Source organism: Novipirellula caenicola, assembly GCF_039545035.1.
In the GTDB taxonomy this organism is placed as follows: domain Bacteria; phylum Planctomycetota; class Planctomycetia; order Pirellulales; family Pirellulaceae; genus Novipirellula; species Novipirellula caenicola.
The window spans coordinates 1,148,192-1,166,293 of sequence record NZ_BAABRO010000001.1; the positions used below are offsets into that span (position 1 = coordinate 1,148,192).

Consider the following 18,102-nt stretch of genomic DNA (forward strand, 5'->3'; position numbering starts at 1 on the left):
CTCATGACAACGCTGCGACTCTTTCAGCCCGAGGACTGGCGGTCCGTTTGGCAAATTCTCGAGCCCATTTTTCGGGCAGGCGAAACCTATCCGTATTCGCCGAACATCACAGAGGCGGAAGCTCGCGTGGTTTGGATTGACGTGCCCGCCGCAACGTTCGTTGCAGTAGGCGACCGCGGCGAGGTGCTGGGCACTTACTACCTCAAACCCAACCAGAGCGAACTAGGAGCCCACGTCGCCAACTGCGGGTACGTCGTCGGCGAAGCGGCTCGCGGCAGGGGGGTTGCGTCGACGATGTGCGAACACTCTCAAGCCGAAGCGGTCGCTCGCGGATTCAAAGCAATGCAGTACAACCTTGTTATCTCGACGAACGAGAGTGCCGTGAAGCTATGGCAACGTCATGGTTTTGAGATTGTCGGCACGCTGCCCAAGGCATTTCGACACACCAAGCTCGGCTACGTCGATGCCCACGTGATGTACAAGTGGCTTGACATGGCAATCGTGAAGTGACTCATTCAAGTTTGTTCTGGCGTAGTGGACGAGGCGACGAGTCCCGCTCATTCTTTGCCAAAACAAGGACTCGTTGCCTCGTCCACTACGTTATGCGGTCAATCGAAAGTTTTCCTTGCCAATCGATTCTTCTGCATCGTTCACATCACTTCACGCAATCGTTGGAATGAGACCTCCGTCGACTCGTATTGGTGCTCCGTTGATCGCCGATGCGAGTGGGCTGGCAACAAACGCAACCATGTTGGCAATCTCTTCTGGTTCGATCAATCTCTGAATCAACGAGGTCGGCCGATTGTCTGCCATGAATCGTTTTTCGGCCGATTCGTATGGCTCATCCGGAAACAGATTGCTGACGAATTCCTTTACGCCTGGGGTCAACGTCGAACCCGGCATCACGGTGTTCACGGTAACGGAGCTTCCTTTGGTCAATTGAGCCAGACTACGCGAGACGGCCAGTTGTGCTGTCTTCGTCATCGCGTAGTGAGGCATTTCAGGAGCCGGCACGACGCCGGATTCGCTGCTGATGAAAATGATGCGTCCCGAGTTTTGCTCCAGCATTTGCTTGAGGTAATACCGTGCAAGACGCACACCGCTCATCACGTTGACATCGAAGATGTGCTGCCAAGCTTCGTCAGTCAAGTCAAAGAAATCGACTGCCTCGAAGATGCCTAGATTGTTGACGAGGATATCAATCTGCGGATGTTCGGCGATGGTTCGTGCGACGCCTTCAGCCGTCCCGTTGTCGGATACCAACCCGATCAAGTCGGCCTTCGGTTGACTCTCACGAATTTTTTCAATGGCCTTGTCGACGCTCTCTTCGCGGCGTCCGTTCACGATTGTCCTTGCCCCCTCGGCAGCCAAGCGAGTCGCGATAGCCAAGCCGATTCCGCCAGTCGATGCAGTGACCAAGGCGGTTTTGTTGTTCATTTCCAAGTTCATCGTATTCTTAATCCTATGGGGGTTGTAAAAGAGTTCTCTACTTTTCTCGTCCAAGTCCAATCAGCCAGTCGCGACGGGATTGATTTGCACCGGAGTGATTCCATTGAATGTCGCATGACATGTAGTCCCTCAACGTCATGAGTTTAGGGAGGAACCCAGGACACTTCTTGAACGATTTTGCGCGCCATCAAAAGAATTGACCGCAAGGAATGACGCGAGCTCCGAACCTGCGGATTGTGCCCTGGGTTGCCGACGTTGGCACTAAACGGGTGGCTTTCTTAGCGGAGCGACCGGGAGGTCAGGGGGTGCCGGTTGAATTCACTGCCTTGGAATATGTTCCCGGTGCCACCCCGATGAATCGTTTGAAATGTCGTGTGAAGTGTGATTGGTCCGTGAAACCGGCGGCGTAGGCGACATTAGCCAGCGTCTCGCCGGCCTTCAACATCTGCTGCGCACGACGCACTCGGATTTGAGAGAGATAGAGCTGGATGGGCATGCCGACCTCTTTGGAGAAGACGCGGCTTAGATACGGGGCCGAGGTCCCGGCCAATTGCGCGAGTTCGTGAAGCGAGACATTCTCGCGGAATCTCGCTTCCAAACTTTCCTGGACCCGGCGAATGTTCACGCGTCCCTGCTGTTTCGGAATGTCCGACAACGATGCGTGCCGCACTAAAAGCTCGCAGATGGCATCATAGAAGGCGGATTCCTGATCCAACTGCGAATTTCCGTCATCCATCGCCCGGTGAGCCCGCAAAACGAGTTCGACAAGTTGAGTGTCGTCGATGACCGGAGGCAGCAACAAAGGTTCGATATCGCCGTTGCGGTCAAACGTCCTGACGATATTGGCGACGACGTTCGGGTCAGCATAGAGATAACGCCACGCCCCTGTAGCCGTGCACGAATGCACTTCATTAGGGTGGATGACAAGCAGTTTCCCCGGTCCGGTGGAATATCGCTGGCCACGATAGAAAAACGTCCCGGTCCCGCCTTCGGAAACGCCCAGTTTGTATTCAGGGTGGGAGTGATTCGGCCAAGTGTGTTCGCCCGACTCCCATTGATGCACCGTAATCCCGTCATCAGCAGAACCACGAACCTTGAAATGCTTCACTGTGAACCCGGAAGCCATACCGTCCTCGCTGAAGTTTCAAATAGTGTGAGGCGTACTCGAAAGTCTACGCCGAGAGGATGCTGCGAACAAGCGAGCCTTCACCGAAGTATAGCAGCAGGCAGTGGACTTGATCGCAGCGCGTTGAGGGGCAGGTGAATCATTCGGTTCGCTAGCGACGCTTAAAAGTCTTTTGCCAAACAATATTTTCGGTTTTCTTGTAGAAGCGGTGTGGCGGTGGGGTTTTAGACGGTGAACCCTTCTCTCCTGAAACAACGAGCTCGTCCATGAAACGTTCCATACTTAAATCTCTCTGCCGCTTCGCAACTTTGATCGCCTACGTGTTGATTTCCGGCGCGTTACAGGCACAAGCTCCGCAGGACCAAACGCAAAACAACCAGGGCTTTCGCCAAGGTCCACGTGGCGCCGGTCAAGGTCGCGCGGGACAGGGTCGCTCAGGTCAGGGACGTCTGGGGCAAGGACGAGGACAAGGGGCTGGACAAGCATCCCAGGGCGGCCGGCCTCGTGATCGCGTTCGTCCGCGTGACACCGAATTCAACGAAAAATTTCCCATTGGTTCCGAACTGCCCGAGGACCTTCAGGTCTACAACGTCGCTCGCGAACTGGTGCCCGTGAATCGCATCTTCAAGTCGAAGTACACGGTGATCGTCGGTGGCTGTTTGACATGTCCCGAATTCCGTAATTCCTACCCCGAGATCGAGGCGGTCGCTCGCGACTTCAAAGACCAAGACGTTGACTTCTACTTCCTGTACCAATCGCTGACCCATCCAGAGAACTGGGGTTTCGTGCAACCGTCTTCGATCGAGGACCGATTTTCTCAAGTCGATCATGCCGAGGAGCTCTTGCAAACCGAAATTCCGTGGCTGACAGATCCGATTGACAACCAGTTGAAAACCTATTTCGTGCTGACGCCGAATTCTCAGTTCGTGTTCGACCAATCAGGCAAAGTTGTGCATCGGAATTCGTGGGGACGCGGTTCAAGCCTTCGTGAGTCGCTGGAAACTTTGGTTGGCAAGCCGGAAACACTGACCACTGTCGAAGACTTGAACCTTCCGCGTTTCGAACGTCACCTCACCCCCAAAAATGAAATGCTGTTGGAGCGAGTGAGTGTGGAAGGAAAAGCGGTCCCGCTGCGTGTCGAATCGGGCGGCAAAAGCAATCCCGTCGCCGCGTTGCGTTCAAACGATTTCAATCCGTCCAACCGTTATGTCAAACTTCGTCCCGAAGCGGACCAACAATTGATCGAAACCGGAACGGGAACATTGTACCTTGGCTTTCGCCAAGACCCTGTGTTGGGAGCCAGTTGGAATAACCTGGCCAGTCCACCGGAGTACAAAATCGTTGCCGAAGGTGCAACGGTCTCACCCGCTACGGGGCAAGCCAAACGATTGGAAGTCGAATCGGACGATGAGCCCCGCGAGTTCTTGATCAATGTGAAAGACTGGGACACGGACGAACCGATTACAGTAAAGATTCAGTACTTTGCATGCAACAAAGAAAAGGGCTGGTGCCAGTCGGTCGGGCAGGAATTCACCGTCTGGCTGGACGAAGATGAATCGGCTGGCATGGTCAACGGGCGTAGTCATTTTCCAGGCGGTCGTGGCGGCGCACGTCAGGGAGGCCAGGGCGGAATGGGAGCGGGAGCAAGGCCGAGCGGACGCGGCGGCCAGAGACCATCGGGGCGGCAATAGCCCGCCGGAATATTCCGCCCGCAATGCCGCTAGCCAGAGCGTCGATCATGGCGTCCACCGTCTGGCGACGGTGGCTACAATTCAAACCCGTCAGACCGACTCGGCAGCGGAAGCCGATCGACGAAGGACGAGATTCGTTCGGAGGATGTGGCATGGGAGTTGCAAATGCAAATAGAGGTTACGATACACAAGCCGTGAAAGGCCCGCCGAGGAGACGCTGTCTTCTTGATCGGCTACCGATCCCGATGGTTCGCGACGGAGATTTGTTCGATGGATGCCGCGTTGATTGCCTTGACCGACCGAGGAGTTCGCTTCACGTTCCTTGGTGAAGCTTTTCGAAGTCGGCAAAAGATTCCCAACGAGGACATCGTCGATATCAACTTCAACCAAGTGGAGGTCTCCGATGCCGACGTCGAAGCGCTGTTGCCGCTTTCGAATCTGGAAGGGATCAGCTTCTGGAAGACCGGCATTTCGGATCACGCGATCGAGATGATCGCACAGCTCCCTAAACTTATTCGACTGAACCTGTGCGGGACGCAAGTCACCGACGCATCGGTTCCCACGCTGGTTGGCATGACGCTGAACTACATCGACGTCGCCGACACGCAGATCACCCCGGATGGAGTCGCAGCACTTCGCGCGGGATTGCCCGATGCCGAGATCCTCGCTTAAACGCAAGAAGACGGCAAAGCCAGTCGGTCGGGTGGCATGCAAGTCGAAACATCGAAACAATGTGCGGTCTCATGGCTCCGCCGCTGACCCTCTTGTCCTTGCCCCTCTTGTCCCTGCCATTCATCGTCGTTTCCGATTGAGTAAGTTCCCGCAGGTGCGATCCGCGAGTGGGCGGACGGCTGACGTGGCGTCGGTCGCCTCTGCTGTTTGGTCATTCTACCGATACGTGCTCAGAATGCTCTGATCCCGTAAACTCGGAACCGACCTAAAAACACTGCAACTTACGACTTGTCCGCTGAGGAAAATTCATGAATGGTCACACTTTCACTACTGCGATCGCGACGACAGTTCTGCTCGCCATCAACGCGGTAACCCACCCAGTGGCTGACGCGCAGGAACGGGACGCTACCCCCGTTCAGCCGTCGTTCACACAGGGCGAGGCTCAATCGGACATTGTCAAGCTGTTCCAATGGAAGGGAAACAATCCACGTACGGCAAATGTTGGAACGATCAAGTCGGAAGATGGGGCGGAGTGGACGGTGCCAGCCAAAACGCATTTCCAATCGGCGACCAAGGCGGCCGACCTGTACAACGAAGCAACTGGGGTTGAGCCAGCCGGAATTTCCGAGGTTGATCTGGAAACGGTTCCGGTGATCGACGCAGGCGGCGACGAGACATTCACAGCTTACGTTTTTGGCGACAACTATTTCGAGTTCTACGTGAACGGAAAACTGCTGGCGGTCGATGCCGTTCCGATGACTCCGTTTAACAGTAGCGTTATTCGTTTCAAAGCCGAGCGACCGTTCACCATTGCGATCATGGGCGTTGATTGGGAGGAACGACTGGGACTGGGATTTGAAAAGTTCAAAGGTGCACCGTTTCACCAAGGAGACGCCGGATTGGTAGCAGTTGTCAAAGACGCCGCAGACGAAACCGTTTCGATCACCGACGCGAACTGGAAAGCACAAACGTTTTACACGGCGCCCCTCAAGACCAAGGAATGCCTTGAACTCAATGGAGCCATTCGGGACAGCTCAAAGTGCAGCACCGAAGACACCGCAGACGGTACCGCTTACTTCGCAGCCCACTGGCCGATGCCGGAAGGATGGGCCGCTGCCGATTTCGACGATAGCGAATGGCCAAACGCAGTCACCTATACCAATGACTTTGTTGGAGTCGAAAACAAGCCGGCGTACACGAATTTCACTGATCTGTTTGACGCCCCCCAATCCGATGCACAATTCATTTGGTCATCGAGTCTGGTGCATGACAATTTGGTGTTAATGCGAACAACCGTTGGCAAGTAACCGAAAGAACCAAAGCACGAATCAAGCAAGACATGTCGGAACAGGCAGGGGGTTTCCGGTGCATTAGCCGTTCGGAGCAACGCGAGGAAGCATTTCGGAGTCGTGTTTTGCCAGCTCATCACAACCCGGACGCGTCAGTTTTGAAGTTGCGCGTTTATCACAACCCGAATCATAAGCGAGGGACCGAGTCCAAGATCGAGATTCTCTTTTACGCATCTTGATGTCGCGTTTTTCGATGTTCTCCGGGCCAAAGGCCCAGCAATTTGCCTAGCCTGGTCCAATGGGCCAGGTTTGCGATGCCAAGACACCTAAGGGCCAACGGCCCGGCCATTTACCAGCCGACGTCAGTAGATCCGAGTAAACGGCCGGGCCGTTGGCCCTTCAGTTCACTGGTTTTCTTGGTCCCAGCCCGTTGGGCTGGGCTAGGTTAACGTCCGGGGCTTTGCCCCTAAATACGGAAGCGCATCTTCAAAACTTACGCATTCGGGTTGTAGAAATTGCTTTGCGGCGTTTGCCGATGTGGCCAATGGGATTTCACCCGACGAGTCCTGCCTACCAGCTTATGCTACGCTAAGGACCGACGGAGCCATAACGGTCGTAGCAACGTTCGCCCGAGCGTGAATCCACCGTCGGGTGACGTCCGCTACGTAGCATCAACCGCCATTTAAACATCCGACGGGCCTTTGCTGGACATGCAAAACCCAACGAAGACATGTGTTGCTCATTTCGATAACGCTGAGCGTCGATTCGGCGGTGACTCTCAATCGCGAATGAAACGAAGAAGATGACCACTCCTAAGCAAAAGCTGCTGAAATTTACCCTGATCCTGATAGGGCTTGGCTTGGTTTTCTACTTCGGCGGTCGCACGCTGGAATCGTATCGTCAATTGCGGTTTATCCAAGAACAGGGTTTTGACACCGGTGACGCGGACGTCGACGCCATTCACCCTTGGATGACGATCCATTTTATTGCCGCAGCCTACGCGGTCCCGCAAGAATACATCTACGCCGAATTGGGGGTCAACGCAACCGAACGCCGCCGCAATATTGATGTCAAGCATTTGAACGAGGAACTCGGTTTGGGACGTTCGGAAACCGGCGATTACCCGGCCGTCATCGACCGTCTGCGACAGATCATTCTGGCCTATCACAAAGATCCTGTCGCGACCGGTCTAAGCGACGTACGTCGCTGGATGACACTCGAGTACATCGCGAATAGCTCAGGGATCCCGATTACCACGATCGTTGACGAACTCGGACTGGACGCGTTAGCGTCCCAGGAATCACCCTCGAGTGAATCAGGCAGTGACGATGAGGTTTACATTCACAAGCCCTTGGATGTACTGGCCAACGAACTGCGATATCCTCGTGGCCCTCGCGGCTTGATCGAGGATATCCAGGCCCTCATCGCTCGGCATGCACAGGAGGTGCAATGAGTTTGTCGCTTGCACCGCTGATTGAACAGATCCTCACCTGGATCGCCGCGTACGGCCTGCTCGCACTAGGTCTATCGATTTTTGCAGCCGCTGTCGGAGTTCCGCTGCCCAGCACGCTGTTTGTGATCGCGGCAGGGGCGTTCGTGCGACAAGGTGTTTTGGATGAGGTGTTGACTCCGATTTGTATCCTTGCCTGTGTCGTGCTGGGTGACGTGGTTTCGTTTGGTATGGGCCGCTATGCTCGCATCAGCATCGAACGTCGCTTCGGAGGACGGCGGTCGTGGCGGCGTGCGCGATCCGCACTGCTGAATCGGGGTGGAGTCGCAATCTATCTCACTCGCTGGATGCTCACCGCGTTCGCAGTTCCCACCAACTTGGCAGCCGGCGGCGGTGGCTATCCCTTTGTCCGTTTTCTCGCCTTCGATGTGGCAGGCGAAGTGACCTGGATTCTCGTTTTCGGCGGGCTCGGCTATGCCTTTGGCAGTGAATGGGAGGTGATCGGCAGCTTGGCCAGCGACTTTAGCGGCCTGCTGGTGGGCATCGTGTTCGTCCTGGCCGGCGTGTATTTCCTGTTAAAGCGAAAACGTCCAACGCAAGTGCGATTCAGAAAATGGAAACGCAAAGATCAAAGCGAAGAACTCGACAATCAAGAGTTGCAACGCTGAGAGGTTCGCGACAACTAGGTATGTCCAGCAATTGATTCCGGATGACCACACTAAACGACTTTTCGGGACCTGTCTACGTTGGAGAGTCGTGCCAGCATGAATAAAACTCCCGCAGTGCGGCATGGACAACGCCACCCGCAGCTAACAGCCTTTGATCGTGCTGACACCCTATAATTCAACGCTGTGTAACATCTTCTCGTAGCTACCTTCGCCAGAAGGTGGTGATTCGTTTTTGGGCGGCAAACATCCACGCTCTGGCGAGCGCAGCTACGAAACGCAAATGTGAAGCATTTTCTCGTAGCTACCAGAGATTGGCTAACAGCGTTTAGCTCCATTGGTGCATGCGAAATCCGATAGACTGGTCAACGACTACATCGCTTTTCTGTAGGAACTCGCTGATGACCAATATCAACGTCGTGACGGGCGACCTACTCGATCAAGACGTCGAGGTCATCGTCAACGCCTGGAATCGAAACATCATTCCATGGTGGCTGCTGCTTCCTCAAGGCGTCTCCGGAGCGATCAAGCGTCGTGCTGGATATGCACCGTTTCGCGAACTCGCCAAGCACGGTCCGATTCCGCTCGGCGGGGCCGTGCTAACCAGTGCGGGCAAGCTGCCATTCAAAGCCATCATCCACGTGGCCGGCATCAGCATGACATGGCGGTCCAACGAACGGTCGATTCGTGATTCTTGTCGAAATGCGTTGGCGATGGCCGAGCAAAAGCAATTTACTTCGATTGCGTTGCCACTGATTGGTGCGGGCACGGGTGGCGGGTCGACCAGCGCCGTACTTGCTATGATGAAGGTTGAGCTCGCAACGGTTCGCTTCGCAGGGCGAATCGTGATCGTCCAATTCAAGAAAGACTGACAAAACAGGTTCCACGGAAATGCAAATCAACCTCCAAGTTGGCGATGTGCTGAGAGTGCCCGCGGACGGGTTGATCTCTACCGCAAACCCTTGGCTGAATCTTTCCGGCGGCGTCAATGGAGCGATCCTTTCGGCGGTTGGGCCGACGATTCAACAAGAACTGCACTCCTACCTGAAACGTCATGGCATCTCGGCGGTGCCAGCGGGAAGCGTCGTCCAAAGCAACGCCGGAGACCTGCCGTTCGATTACATTCTGCATGCCGTCGCAATCGACCCGTTCTACGATTCGTCCATTAAACTTGTCCGTCAGACCGTGTTTGCCGCTTTGGAAATGGCCATCAAAGCAGGAGCGAAGACGATCTCGATGCCGACCCTGGCCACCGGGTACGGCCCATTGTCGATCGCTGATTTTGGAACCGCGGTGGCACCGCTTGTAGGTGAACCTAGGTTCGATGGACTTTCATTGACCATCGTCGTCCGCACAGCCGAGCATCAATCCGAGCTCGCTGACGCGATTTCAGCGGCACGAGTTCAAGCGTAAAGGCAACCGCATGAAGTACGGGTTCCTCTTTCTGTTGTTGGCGGTGGCACTATCAATCACTGCCGCTCGCGTTGGTCCGTGGGCGTGGCTACTTTTTTATCCCGCGTTTTCGTTTGGTGTCGTTGCAGCGGCGTACTTGCACTCGGCCCCCGGTGTCTTTGGCAAACGTTTTGACGGCGGACGTTCCCGACTCGGAACGCTGCTGGTGTTTCCCTATGTCGTGTACGTTGCCGCCGTGTGGCATCTGGTTCGGCTACTTTCGCGAGAGCCAAAGCTGAGCTCGCTCGGCAAAGATTTGATTCTTTCCAGACGACTGCTTGCACACGAACTACCGGATAACATCCCGTCGGTGGTCGACTTGACTTGTGAATTCACGGAACCGAAGCGTGATTGGATGCTTCAGTCGTACACTTGTTATCCCATGCTGGATGGTTCCGCAGCGACTTCGGAGGAACTTCGACAGCTTGCCGCGGAAATCAATGACATGCCAAAGCCGGTTCTGATTCATTGCGCCCAAGGTCACGGCCGAACCGGCCTTGTTGCTTCAGCGGTTCTGCTTGTTTCGGGAAAAGCAAATACCGCTGCAGACGCAATCGCGATGGTCCAGTCGGCCCGCCCCGGTGTTGAATTGAATCCATTGCAGAGGTCTGTCTTAGAGCAGATCTAGTGAGCGACGACTTGAGTTCCGGATCAATTGGTGCCGGATCAATCGATGTCGGATGCTCGGGGTTCGCTCGCACAATTTCGCACACAACTTCTCGGAGGTCCCCAACACCCTCGATGCTCATTAGAGGACCGCCACTGCTTTGCGATCACTCGACAAGTGTCGGAAACATCATCGTGCCGTCCTCTCGAAAGTTCAGGTCAAAGACGAGGCATCCGATATCGTTGATCACCTCATCTCGCTCTATTAGGATCGTGTCGAAGACGATTGGTTCAGGAATTAGAACGTCCGCCTGCTCGCGATTATCGATCGCGGGCACTCCCGGCAATAACGGAGGGTTCTTGTCGAGCACCTTGATCGTTGGACTGGTGTACAACACCGGCGTGATATGCAGGAAGTAGTTTCGATAGGCCGTGCTTTCGGGGTGCCCAGGAATGATGCGATCCTTTGCACCGTCTGGCAAAATAGCCATTCCCAACGATTCCAAGTCCGTTACCAGCACCTCACTACCTAGATACTCGGAATCGAATCCATCACCGATCAGCGTGTCGATGCCGAGACCGCCAACGAAACTCACCTGATCGACTCCTACACTGCTTAGAAAGTCGAATCCGTCATCGCCATAGAGGATGAAGTGTAATCGATCATAAGTATTCAGCGGAGGCCCGTCGGAGTAATCCTTTGCAAGCGAAATCCAGTCGTTGCCACCGGCGCCAGAAACGATGATTTTGAGAGCAGAACCCAGCCCCATGCTCATCGACGGCACGTCTTCATCGAAGGGATCGGGCGGCAGGTCACGTTCGCGAATTGAACCGACGCTTTCGCCATTGACGCGAAAGCGAATTCGATCGTCGTCGATTTCAATCGTGATTTTATCGTCATCGGGAGTCCCCACCAGTACGATCGTGTTCTCCATCCAGTCGTCGACCAGTTCAATGCCATCAACGTCTTCGGACGCAGCCGGCAAGACGTCCGAGAGTGAGGGCAAATCTTCAGCACGCAGTGACATCTCACTGTCGATCGCCCAGGTGAACAATACCCCGACCATGATAAGGCAGACACGAAAACTCTGTTGAGTGAACATCGTCAACTCCTAATTTGTACGCGTATTTGGCAGCGAATGAGTCTGTAACAAACAAAGCGTGACCGAAACGAAGGTGTTACACGCATTGGAAAGAAAATTCGCAAGCGGATGCTTCCATCAGAAAAAAATGCCGACTGGCGGACGAACAAAACCACGAAAAATCGAGCGATCCGCCACGCCATCGACGAAGAGGACCGACTGCAAGTCCTTCCCCCACGCCTGTCTTGCCTTGGAGTTGGGCGATCGTGGCCGCCTCAGGATTTCCGCAAGTCGTAGCGAGCACTACAGAAGGTTCGCCGACTGAATTGCCGTCAAATGATGGCATCTGCGTTCCGTACGCTGCGCTCGCCACTTGGTGTTATCATGAAACGTCACCCTGTGGTTCATCGATATGTGAGCTTGTATCACGCCGAGAATGAAATGCGTCCTAGTCCATACAAACCGCCAAACGCTCTGGAAGCAGAAGGGGCTCAGCATGGTCGCTCGGCACATCGATTGCCTGTCGCTATCACGCTTGCGTTTGTCACCATTTGCGGTGCTGCGATGTCTGTCACGTTTACTATTGATCCCATTATCGTGATGCTGATTGCAATGGGATGGGTGTGGGTAGGTTGGCCAGTGCTAAAACGACTCGCGAGAAAGGCGTAAGAACGGCGGATAACCAGTGTCAATCGGGATAGAGGGCCAGAATGCAAAACGGGGAACTTGAGAAGTGGTAACCGCAGATGAACTCAGATTCACGCAGATGCGCCAGAAGTTAATCTGTGTTCATCTGCGGTTTCATTCGTTGCCAATTTTCTTGCTCAGTGAAGATGGTTGTGCTGTGCGCAGGCAGCGTGAAGCACGAGGATTTGGATCACGTTGATGTTGCCCCGCCTAATCGCACAATCGGATACCGTGGTCGAGCCCGCAACCGTGTACAATGCCGGAGACGAGGACGAGTACCGCGTTACTGAGTACGAGTACGAAGAAGGCGAGGAACCAGAACCAAACAGTGCCCCCGAGGACGACTTGTGAGGTTCAGCGGATGGAAATTCAATCGTCCGCCCCAGGTGATCGCCGCCGTTCCTAGACTGGAAATTAGTATTCGATGAATTGGACTTGGTGGTGTGATGTGGTCTGGCGGATGAAGGCTGAGGATGTTTTTGTGATGCAAACGTGACGAGTGTCGGATAGCAAAACGCGGAACTTGAAAAGTGGGAACCGCAGATGAACTCAGATTCACGCAGATGGGTCAGGCGATAATCTGTGTTCATCTGCGTCCATCTGCGGTTTCATTCATTGCCAGTTTTTGTGTAGCGAAGAGGGTTGTACTGTGCAAATGTAGTGCGAAGTACGAGGATTTGGGTCGCGTTAATGTTGCCCCGCCTGATCGCACGTTCGGACTTCGTGGCCGAGTACAATATCGGAGACGAGAACGAGTACCGCGATGCTGAGTAGGAGTACAAGTACGAACAAAACAGGCAGCTAGAACCAAGACGTACCCCCGAGGACGACTTACGTGGTTCTTCCAGATAAAAATTAATCGCCCGTCCCAGGTGATCGCGGCCGCTTCCCAGACTGGAAATTAGTATTCAATGAATTGGACTTGGCGGTGTAACGTGGTCTGGCGGATGAAGGGCGAGGATGTTTTTTTGTGCTGCAAACGTGACGAGTGTCGGATTGCAAAACGCGGAACTTGAGGAGTGGGAACCGCAGATGAACTCAGATTCACGCAGATGGGTCAGAAGGTAATCTGTGTTCATCTGCGTCCATCTGCGGTTTCATTCGTTGCCAGTTTCTTTGCTCGTTGAAGAGGGTTGTACTGTGCGCAGGCAGTGCGAAGAATGAGGATTTGGATCGCGTCAATCGACTTGCTACAATCATCGGGCGGCCGGCGGCAAAACATTGAGGAACAATAGGGTGCACCCAAATCGCCGGCGTGATCGTCTCGTGAACACAAACTAAAATGGCGGCGACTGGGTGATCGCCAACGTTATCCGACTGAAGACATTGTATGGGCGGTTCTAAATCCAAAACAAAATTTGACGGAACCCGGTGGGACGACAACTTCGAAACATTTGTCGCGACGCGCACGTACGAGGGAACCAGCATCGATTTTAATTTCGATACGCTACAGACAAGATCCGACGAACTGCTGGCAAAACTAACCCCCGCTGCTCACCGCATTTGGATGGCACACAAATCCTGGTTCAAGAAGTTTCGAGATTATGTGGCGACGGATCGTCTCTCGCAGTTCAATACGCTGCTAAGCCAGGAAGAGCCACCACTGACAATAACTGCCAAGCAGATTCGCGATTCCTTGGTTTGTCCCTACATGATTACGATTCGCCCAGCTGACGACTTTGATCATTTACGTCTCGACTTTTGCGGTGGCGGGGGCGACTGGGGCGGCAACGACCAGCGACTCGCGGACTACCATGTCGAGGCATCCGCAACGCTGGATGGCGGTTTCGATGACGCAACGATTTACACCTACTAGTTAGTGGGTCACCAGCGGATGCACCGGTGGTCAGTTTCTACGAATGGATGCTCAACTGCCGGTCCCCGCTGATCTGCGTCGTTGCCCCCGTCAATGCTCCACACACCAAACGATCCTAATGACGTTTTTGGCGAATGCTCCTCAGCAATGCGATGTGAAGCATGGCTTGAGCATCTTCAATTCAATAAACGTTTGCTGTCATACAATTTGAAAAAAACGATTGACGAAAAATCCAAATCCCGAGTGTGCTAAGTGTTTTTCAAATTTTGCTATCCATGTTTTTTTATCTTGATCACGGCGATCACGTATTCATTCGCGAATGCGCAAACGAACGCGTTCAGCAGCACGGTGCCACCGTTGTCGCCGAGCAACACGCCCACTGGGGGTTACACCAGTTCTTCACTCATCAACAACCGTGGCAAGATTGAGCTGTCGACAATCTTTGTCGACTGGGCGAACGACGATGTGTTCGTAATGACGGTTGACCGTGAGCAGGTTCCCAGAAGCTGTATTGTTTCAGCTAACGCATTGAACTTTGAGGGCTCTGAACGAGAGGCTGTTCCCATCGCCTTTTCGTTCAGGATTCTTGATACGATGATTGCCCCGTTCTACCGGGCAAGAAAGGGGAGGCCGGACGAAGTTACTGATTACAGCCTGCCACTGCCGAAAGTCATCTCGGGCAGCAGCAACCCACAGTCGACTTTGGATCGCTCTTTGATGCGGGAGGTAATTATCTGCGATGCTGGCGGCTTCATCATTACCAACCGCATGCCAGCCGAATCAAAATTCTTTGGGTATCCGGTTCGTTCATGCCTCGCTTATCAGAACCGTGGTGCACGTCAGTGGCACACAAACATTAACGGCTCGGGGGTTGGGTATGCTCGGGTGCAGCATCCCGGTGAGGATTTTGATCCAGATCAGGAGGACGCTAAGAGCATGACAAAGGAAACCTGCCGCCAGTTTTTCTTGGACAACCAATTCAAAGATTGGGCCGATACGTTTAGCGAACTGGTGTATCGCACCGTGGCAAGCACCAACGAGACAAGTGCAAAAACGCTTTCGGCAGAGCAGGCGCATGAACGAGAAAAAGCACTCTTTGAGTTCATGGAATTGATCCGTCACAAGTTTGATCTTGTCCTAACCGACGAAACCTCTTTGTTTTTAGACCCGTTCGTTCGAGGCACGATGCTTGAACAAGCCCTGTGGCGTCCCGATCGCCACCCCGCCACCATCACCGACTTGCTGTCTCTGGTGATGGGCGACCTAGAATCGAGTAGCGGCGAGTTGTCCTTGTCACACTCGTTGATCTGTGCCTACGCAAATCTTGGATTGGCTCCGAACGACAAGAGTTTTGGGATTTTGCTGGAAACGCAAGTAGGCGGAAAGCTCAGCGATCTCGATGCCGCCGCGATCCTCGCACGGTGGCGAATGGAGACCGAGCCGCGACACGTCGACGCGGTCGCAAAGCACATCAAGACTTCCAAACACATGACCGACCGGATGAACTGTGTCGAGACCTTGATCTTGATGGAACAGTTCGACCACATCCCGCCAGACTTGATGCAGCACTGGTTTGCCAAAATCAAGGGAGACGCGAGCCAAATTCGTCGCCCGCTAAATCTGCTGATGCAAAACGCCACGGGCCGGCGATATTTGGTGGACAAATACATCGCGATGCCCGTTGACGCGCCGCTACGTGAACCGATCAAGGCGTTGTTTGCGAACGAACTGTCAGCCGTCCACGAATTCGGCGACTACCGGTTCTGGACCCGCGAAGAATGCAAACAACTCGAATCCGACCTGCAAGTCGAGCTTGCCAGTACAGCCGCCGAATAGCAATAGCGACACCGGGTCTCACGCCGATCAACTGAAAAATGCTCTGTCCCTCTTCATACTCTTCATAGTGCCGTGTCATCCATGTCTCGACTCCAAACATGGAATGGACCTTCGCCTGCAAGCCAAGTCGCCTGTGAGAGAAATCAAATGGGTCAGAGAAATCGAATGGGGCAAACGCCTTAGTCTGGCGGTAGCGGGTGGCAGGCTATCGAGATGCCTCGATCACCACGAGCCGACGAAGCGGGAGGGCTTTGCCACGCCCTAAAGCGTGGAAGCCGGGGGGCGACCATCTTTCGCGAAGAAGTTTCATGTCGCCCCGTCGGGATCGCCCAACCGCCACGCTCGTGGCGACATGCTGTCGCGACGAGCTATTTGCTGTTGAGGACCACCATCCAGCCAGCGGCCTCTTTGAACATCGGTTTTCGCCGATGCACTCCACTGCTTCACTCCGACACGCCCCACTCATCCTCTTAGAATTCACTGGGGCGCTGCCCATTCTAGCTATTGCATTAGAATGGCTCGGAAATCACTTCACGGTTTGCTCGTGTCCCCAAGGCACCCCACAGGCCGTAGGGGCTCTTCGAGCCCGGCGCACGAACTCCGGTTCCTCCATTGATCACCGTGCCCGCCGACTGGTCCCCAGAGTCAATTGATTCCGTAATAAACTTGACGGCACCATCCGCCATCAAGACATGAGCTCCGCCCTGATGACGGCTGCTAACGGGCAAGTGCCCTGCTGACGATTCACTCGCCCCCATGCAAATGCCTTTGTTAGGCGGACGAATGTTGTTGACACAGGTATACGCCGCTGCAGAATCAGCCCAACGAAAACCACGGCCTTCGCCATCGGCGGTGAGATTTCCGAAGGTTAGCGTTTGACGCCAAAATTGCGGTCGCGCCGGGTCAAGTTGCGAGTCGCATCGGGTGGGCGTGTCATGCACACCCTGATTCGTCCAACCCGCGTTTTCAAGCGAAATACCTCGGGCGTCACGGTCGCCCAAGCCTGTCACAATCTCTCCACAGAGCATCGTGTTGGACGTCCCGTCGAGAAGGTCTCTGAACTTCACAAATTTGCGAGGAAAGAAAACGCCGCGACAGGCAGCCGAGACGAGTGCGGCGTGGGCGCTATCGGAATCCCATCCGCGCGTGCCGCCATAGAATCGCAACGCGCCGCGATCGTTGTTATCCGTCGCATCACCAAGACCAGCGGCGTAGTTGGTTCGGCCCATCGCCGGCAAACCGACTCCAGGATCGCTGGGACAGCGAAGAGCCGGAATTTCGGTCATCCAAGGGGCGTATTCTGTATCCCAAGGATGCGGGCCCATCGCAGGATAAGATGGAGTGATGGAATTTCCCGCCGCATTCGTGGCCATCGGATTCGAGATTTGCTCCCAAATTGCCTGCTGTTCAAAAAAGGGAGTCAAACCGACAAGGAAACTCAGACGAAACCGATTCGTCGCTCGATTACGATCTGCACCGGTGTAGGTGGTGTCATCGAGCTTCAAATAAGTCCCACCAGAATGCATCGGTAATTGGCCATAGGCGGAATGGTAGTTTTGCAGTGCGAGACCAAGCTGCTTGACATTATTGCTACACGACATCCGTCGCGCCGCCTCACGCGCCGCCTGCACGGCGGGCAACAAAAGACCAACAAGGACGCCAATGATGGCAATCACGACAAGTAGTTCGACCAGGGTGAACCCTTGCCGATGGGAAGTTTTTGTAAACATGATTCGAGACTTATGGGGAGACGTTTCGATTAAGGGAGACGGCACAACAGGGAGCAGGCTAAAGATCGGCAGTGACTATCGTTGATCACCAAATTGATCGCGACGGATTTCATCATCGTAGGCATCAAGTTGTTCTTGTGTCTGCGGTGGAGCCTGAATAACTTGCGGCTCCTTACTATCGCAACCGCTAACGGAAATGAAAGCCAATAGAAATACCGACAAAAGACTAAACTTCGTTTTCATGAAAACTACATTGGGGGTGATTAATACGATGAAGTGGCAATGGAAAAGCATCTAGCAATGAGAACGAAGGTCGCAAGCGACATTCGACCTGTTATCGCAGAAATTGCGATATTTTCTCACTTTGAGCAGCCGACCGCTGCCTAACACATGGATTCACCGGAAACTCTAGTCTCAACGTTATTACCCGTCAAGACGCTATCCTTCCGCCCGCCGCCCCAGGTCATACCTTGCGGTTTGCGATTAGCATGGATTCAGATTTGCAACACCGGCATAACCCTGGTTGTCAGGGTGGATTCAGGCCAGGTTTT

At 54.2% G+C, this 18,102-nt stretch carries 18 protein-coding genes; 14 read left to right on the plus strand and 4 right to left on the minus strand.

The genetic code is table 11. The features are described 5' to 3' along the window. The first annotated feature begins 3 nt into the window (after positions 1–3). Complete coding sequence (locus ABEA92_RS03900; RefSeq protein ID WP_345682475.1) at positions 4–510, plus strand: GNAT family N-acetyltransferase; 507 nt, start codon at positions 4–6, stop codon at positions 508–510. Between the two features lie 150 nt (positions 511–660). On the opposite strand, the gene ABEA92_RS03905 is transcribed toward ABEA92_RS03900, so the two are convergent. Together ABEA92_RS03905 and ABEA92_RS03910 are read right to left on the minus strand one after the other, a co-directional pair. Then, complete coding sequence (locus ABEA92_RS03905; RefSeq protein ID WP_345682476.1) at positions 661–1,449, minus strand: SDR family NAD(P)-dependent oxidoreductase; 789 nt, start codon at positions 1,447–1,449, stop codon at positions 661–663. Positions 1,450–1,747: 298 nt separating this feature from the next. Next, positions 1,748–2,557, minus strand: coding sequence for an AraC family transcriptional regulator (locus tag ABEA92_RS03910; protein WP_345682543.1), 810 nt, complete (start codon positions 2,555–2,557; stop codon positions 1,748–1,750). A 284-nt stretch (positions 2,558–2,841) separates the two neighbouring features. Here ABEA92_RS03910 and ABEA92_RS03915 point away from each other — a divergent pair, with 284 nt between their 5' ends. The 8 genes from ABEA92_RS03915 (at position 2,842) to ABEA92_RS03950 (ending at position 10,422) form a co-directional block, all read left to right on the plus strand. Continuing rightward, positions 2,842–4,266: a hypothetical protein gene (locus ABEA92_RS03915; protein WP_345682477.1), complete on the plus strand. Its 1,425-nt coding sequence runs from the start codon at positions 2,842–2,844 to the stop codon at positions 4,264–4,266. 270 nt (positions 4,267–4,536) lie between these two features. Continuing rightward, positions 4,537–4,938: a leucine-rich repeat domain-containing protein gene (locus ABEA92_RS03920; RefSeq protein WP_345682478.1), complete on the plus strand. Its 402-nt coding sequence runs from the start codon at positions 4,537–4,539 to the stop codon at positions 4,936–4,938. Positions 4,939–5,246: 308 nt separating this feature from the next. Then, positions 5,247–6,245: a hypothetical protein gene (locus ABEA92_RS03925; protein WP_345682479.1), complete on the plus strand. Its 999-nt coding sequence runs from the start codon at positions 5,247–5,249 to the stop codon at positions 6,243–6,245. 784 nt (positions 6,246–7,029) lie between these two features. Beyond that, complete coding sequence (locus tag ABEA92_RS03930; RefSeq protein ID WP_345682480.1) at positions 7,030–7,680, plus strand: hypothetical protein; 651 nt, start codon at positions 7,030–7,032, stop codon at positions 7,678–7,680. After that, positions 7,677–8,345, plus strand: coding sequence for a DedA family protein (locus ABEA92_RS03935; protein ID WP_345682481.1), 669 nt, complete (start codon positions 7,677–7,679; stop codon positions 8,343–8,345). The genes ABEA92_RS03930 and ABEA92_RS03935 overlap by 4 nt, the downstream gene beginning before the upstream one ends. 398 nt (positions 8,346–8,743) lie before the next feature. Beyond that, on the plus strand, positions 8,744–9,214 hold the full coding sequence (locus tag ABEA92_RS03940; RefSeq protein ID WP_345682482.1) for a macro domain-containing protein: 471 nt from the start codon (positions 8,744–8,746) through the stop codon (positions 9,212–9,214). 19 nt (positions 9,215–9,233) lie between these two features. Then, positions 9,234–9,755, plus strand: coding sequence for a macro domain-containing protein (locus ABEA92_RS03945; protein ID WP_345682483.1), 522 nt, complete (start codon positions 9,234–9,236; stop codon positions 9,753–9,755). A 10-nt stretch (positions 9,756–9,765) separates the two neighbouring features. Then, positions 9,766–10,422 carry a dual specificity protein phosphatase family protein gene (locus tag ABEA92_RS03950; protein WP_345682484.1) on the plus strand — a complete coding sequence of 219 codons (657 nt, stop codon included), beginning with the start codon at positions 9,766–9,768 and terminating at the stop codon, positions 10,420–10,422. Between the two features lie 145 nt (positions 10,423–10,567). Here the strand turns inward: ABEA92_RS03950 and ABEA92_RS03955 are convergent, their stop codons facing one another. Then, positions 10,568–11,503, minus strand: a complete 936-nt coding sequence (locus tag ABEA92_RS03955; protein ID WP_345682485.1) for a hypothetical protein — start codon at positions 11,501–11,503, stop codon at positions 10,568–10,570. A 363-nt stretch (positions 11,504–11,866) separates the two neighbouring features. Here ABEA92_RS03955 and ABEA92_RS03960 point away from each other — a divergent pair, with 363 nt between their 5' ends. From ABEA92_RS03960 to ABEA92_RS03980, 5 genes are all read left to right on the plus strand, one after another. Beyond that, the gene (locus ABEA92_RS03960) at positions 11,867–12,151 is read left to right on the plus strand and encodes a hypothetical protein (RefSeq protein ID WP_345682486.1); all 285 of its coding nucleotides are present in this window, start codon (positions 11,867–11,869) and stop codon (positions 12,149–12,151) included. 216 nt (positions 12,152–12,367) lie between these two features. Continuing rightward, positions 12,368–12,520, plus strand: coding sequence for a hypothetical protein (locus tag ABEA92_RS03965; protein WP_345682487.1), 153 nt, complete (start codon positions 12,368–12,370; stop codon positions 12,518–12,520). A 979-nt stretch (positions 12,521–13,499) separates the two neighbouring features. Beyond that, a complete protein-coding gene (locus tag ABEA92_RS03970; RefSeq protein WP_345682488.1) occupies positions 13,500–13,985 on the plus strand; it encodes a hypothetical protein in 486 nt (161 codons plus the stop codon). A 275-nt stretch (positions 13,986–14,260) separates the two neighbouring features. Beyond that, positions 14,261–14,413, plus strand: a complete 153-nt coding sequence (locus ABEA92_RS03975; RefSeq protein WP_345682489.1) for a hypothetical protein — start codon at positions 14,261–14,263, stop codon at positions 14,411–14,413. Positions 14,414–14,921: 508 nt separating this feature from the next. Continuing rightward, the gene (locus ABEA92_RS03980; RefSeq protein ID WP_345682490.1) at positions 14,922–15,821 is read left to right on the plus strand and encodes a hypothetical protein; all 900 of its coding nucleotides are present in this window, start codon (positions 14,922–14,924) and stop codon (positions 15,819–15,821) included. A 509-nt stretch (positions 15,822–16,330) separates the two neighbouring features. Here the strand turns inward: ABEA92_RS03980 and ABEA92_RS03985 are convergent. After that, on the minus strand, positions 16,331–17,551 hold the full coding sequence (locus ABEA92_RS03985) for a DUF1559 family PulG-like putative transporter (protein ID WP_345682491.1): 1,221 nt from the start codon (positions 17,549–17,551) through the stop codon (positions 16,331–16,333). Between the last annotated feature and the right edge of the window lie 551 nt (positions 17,552–18,102).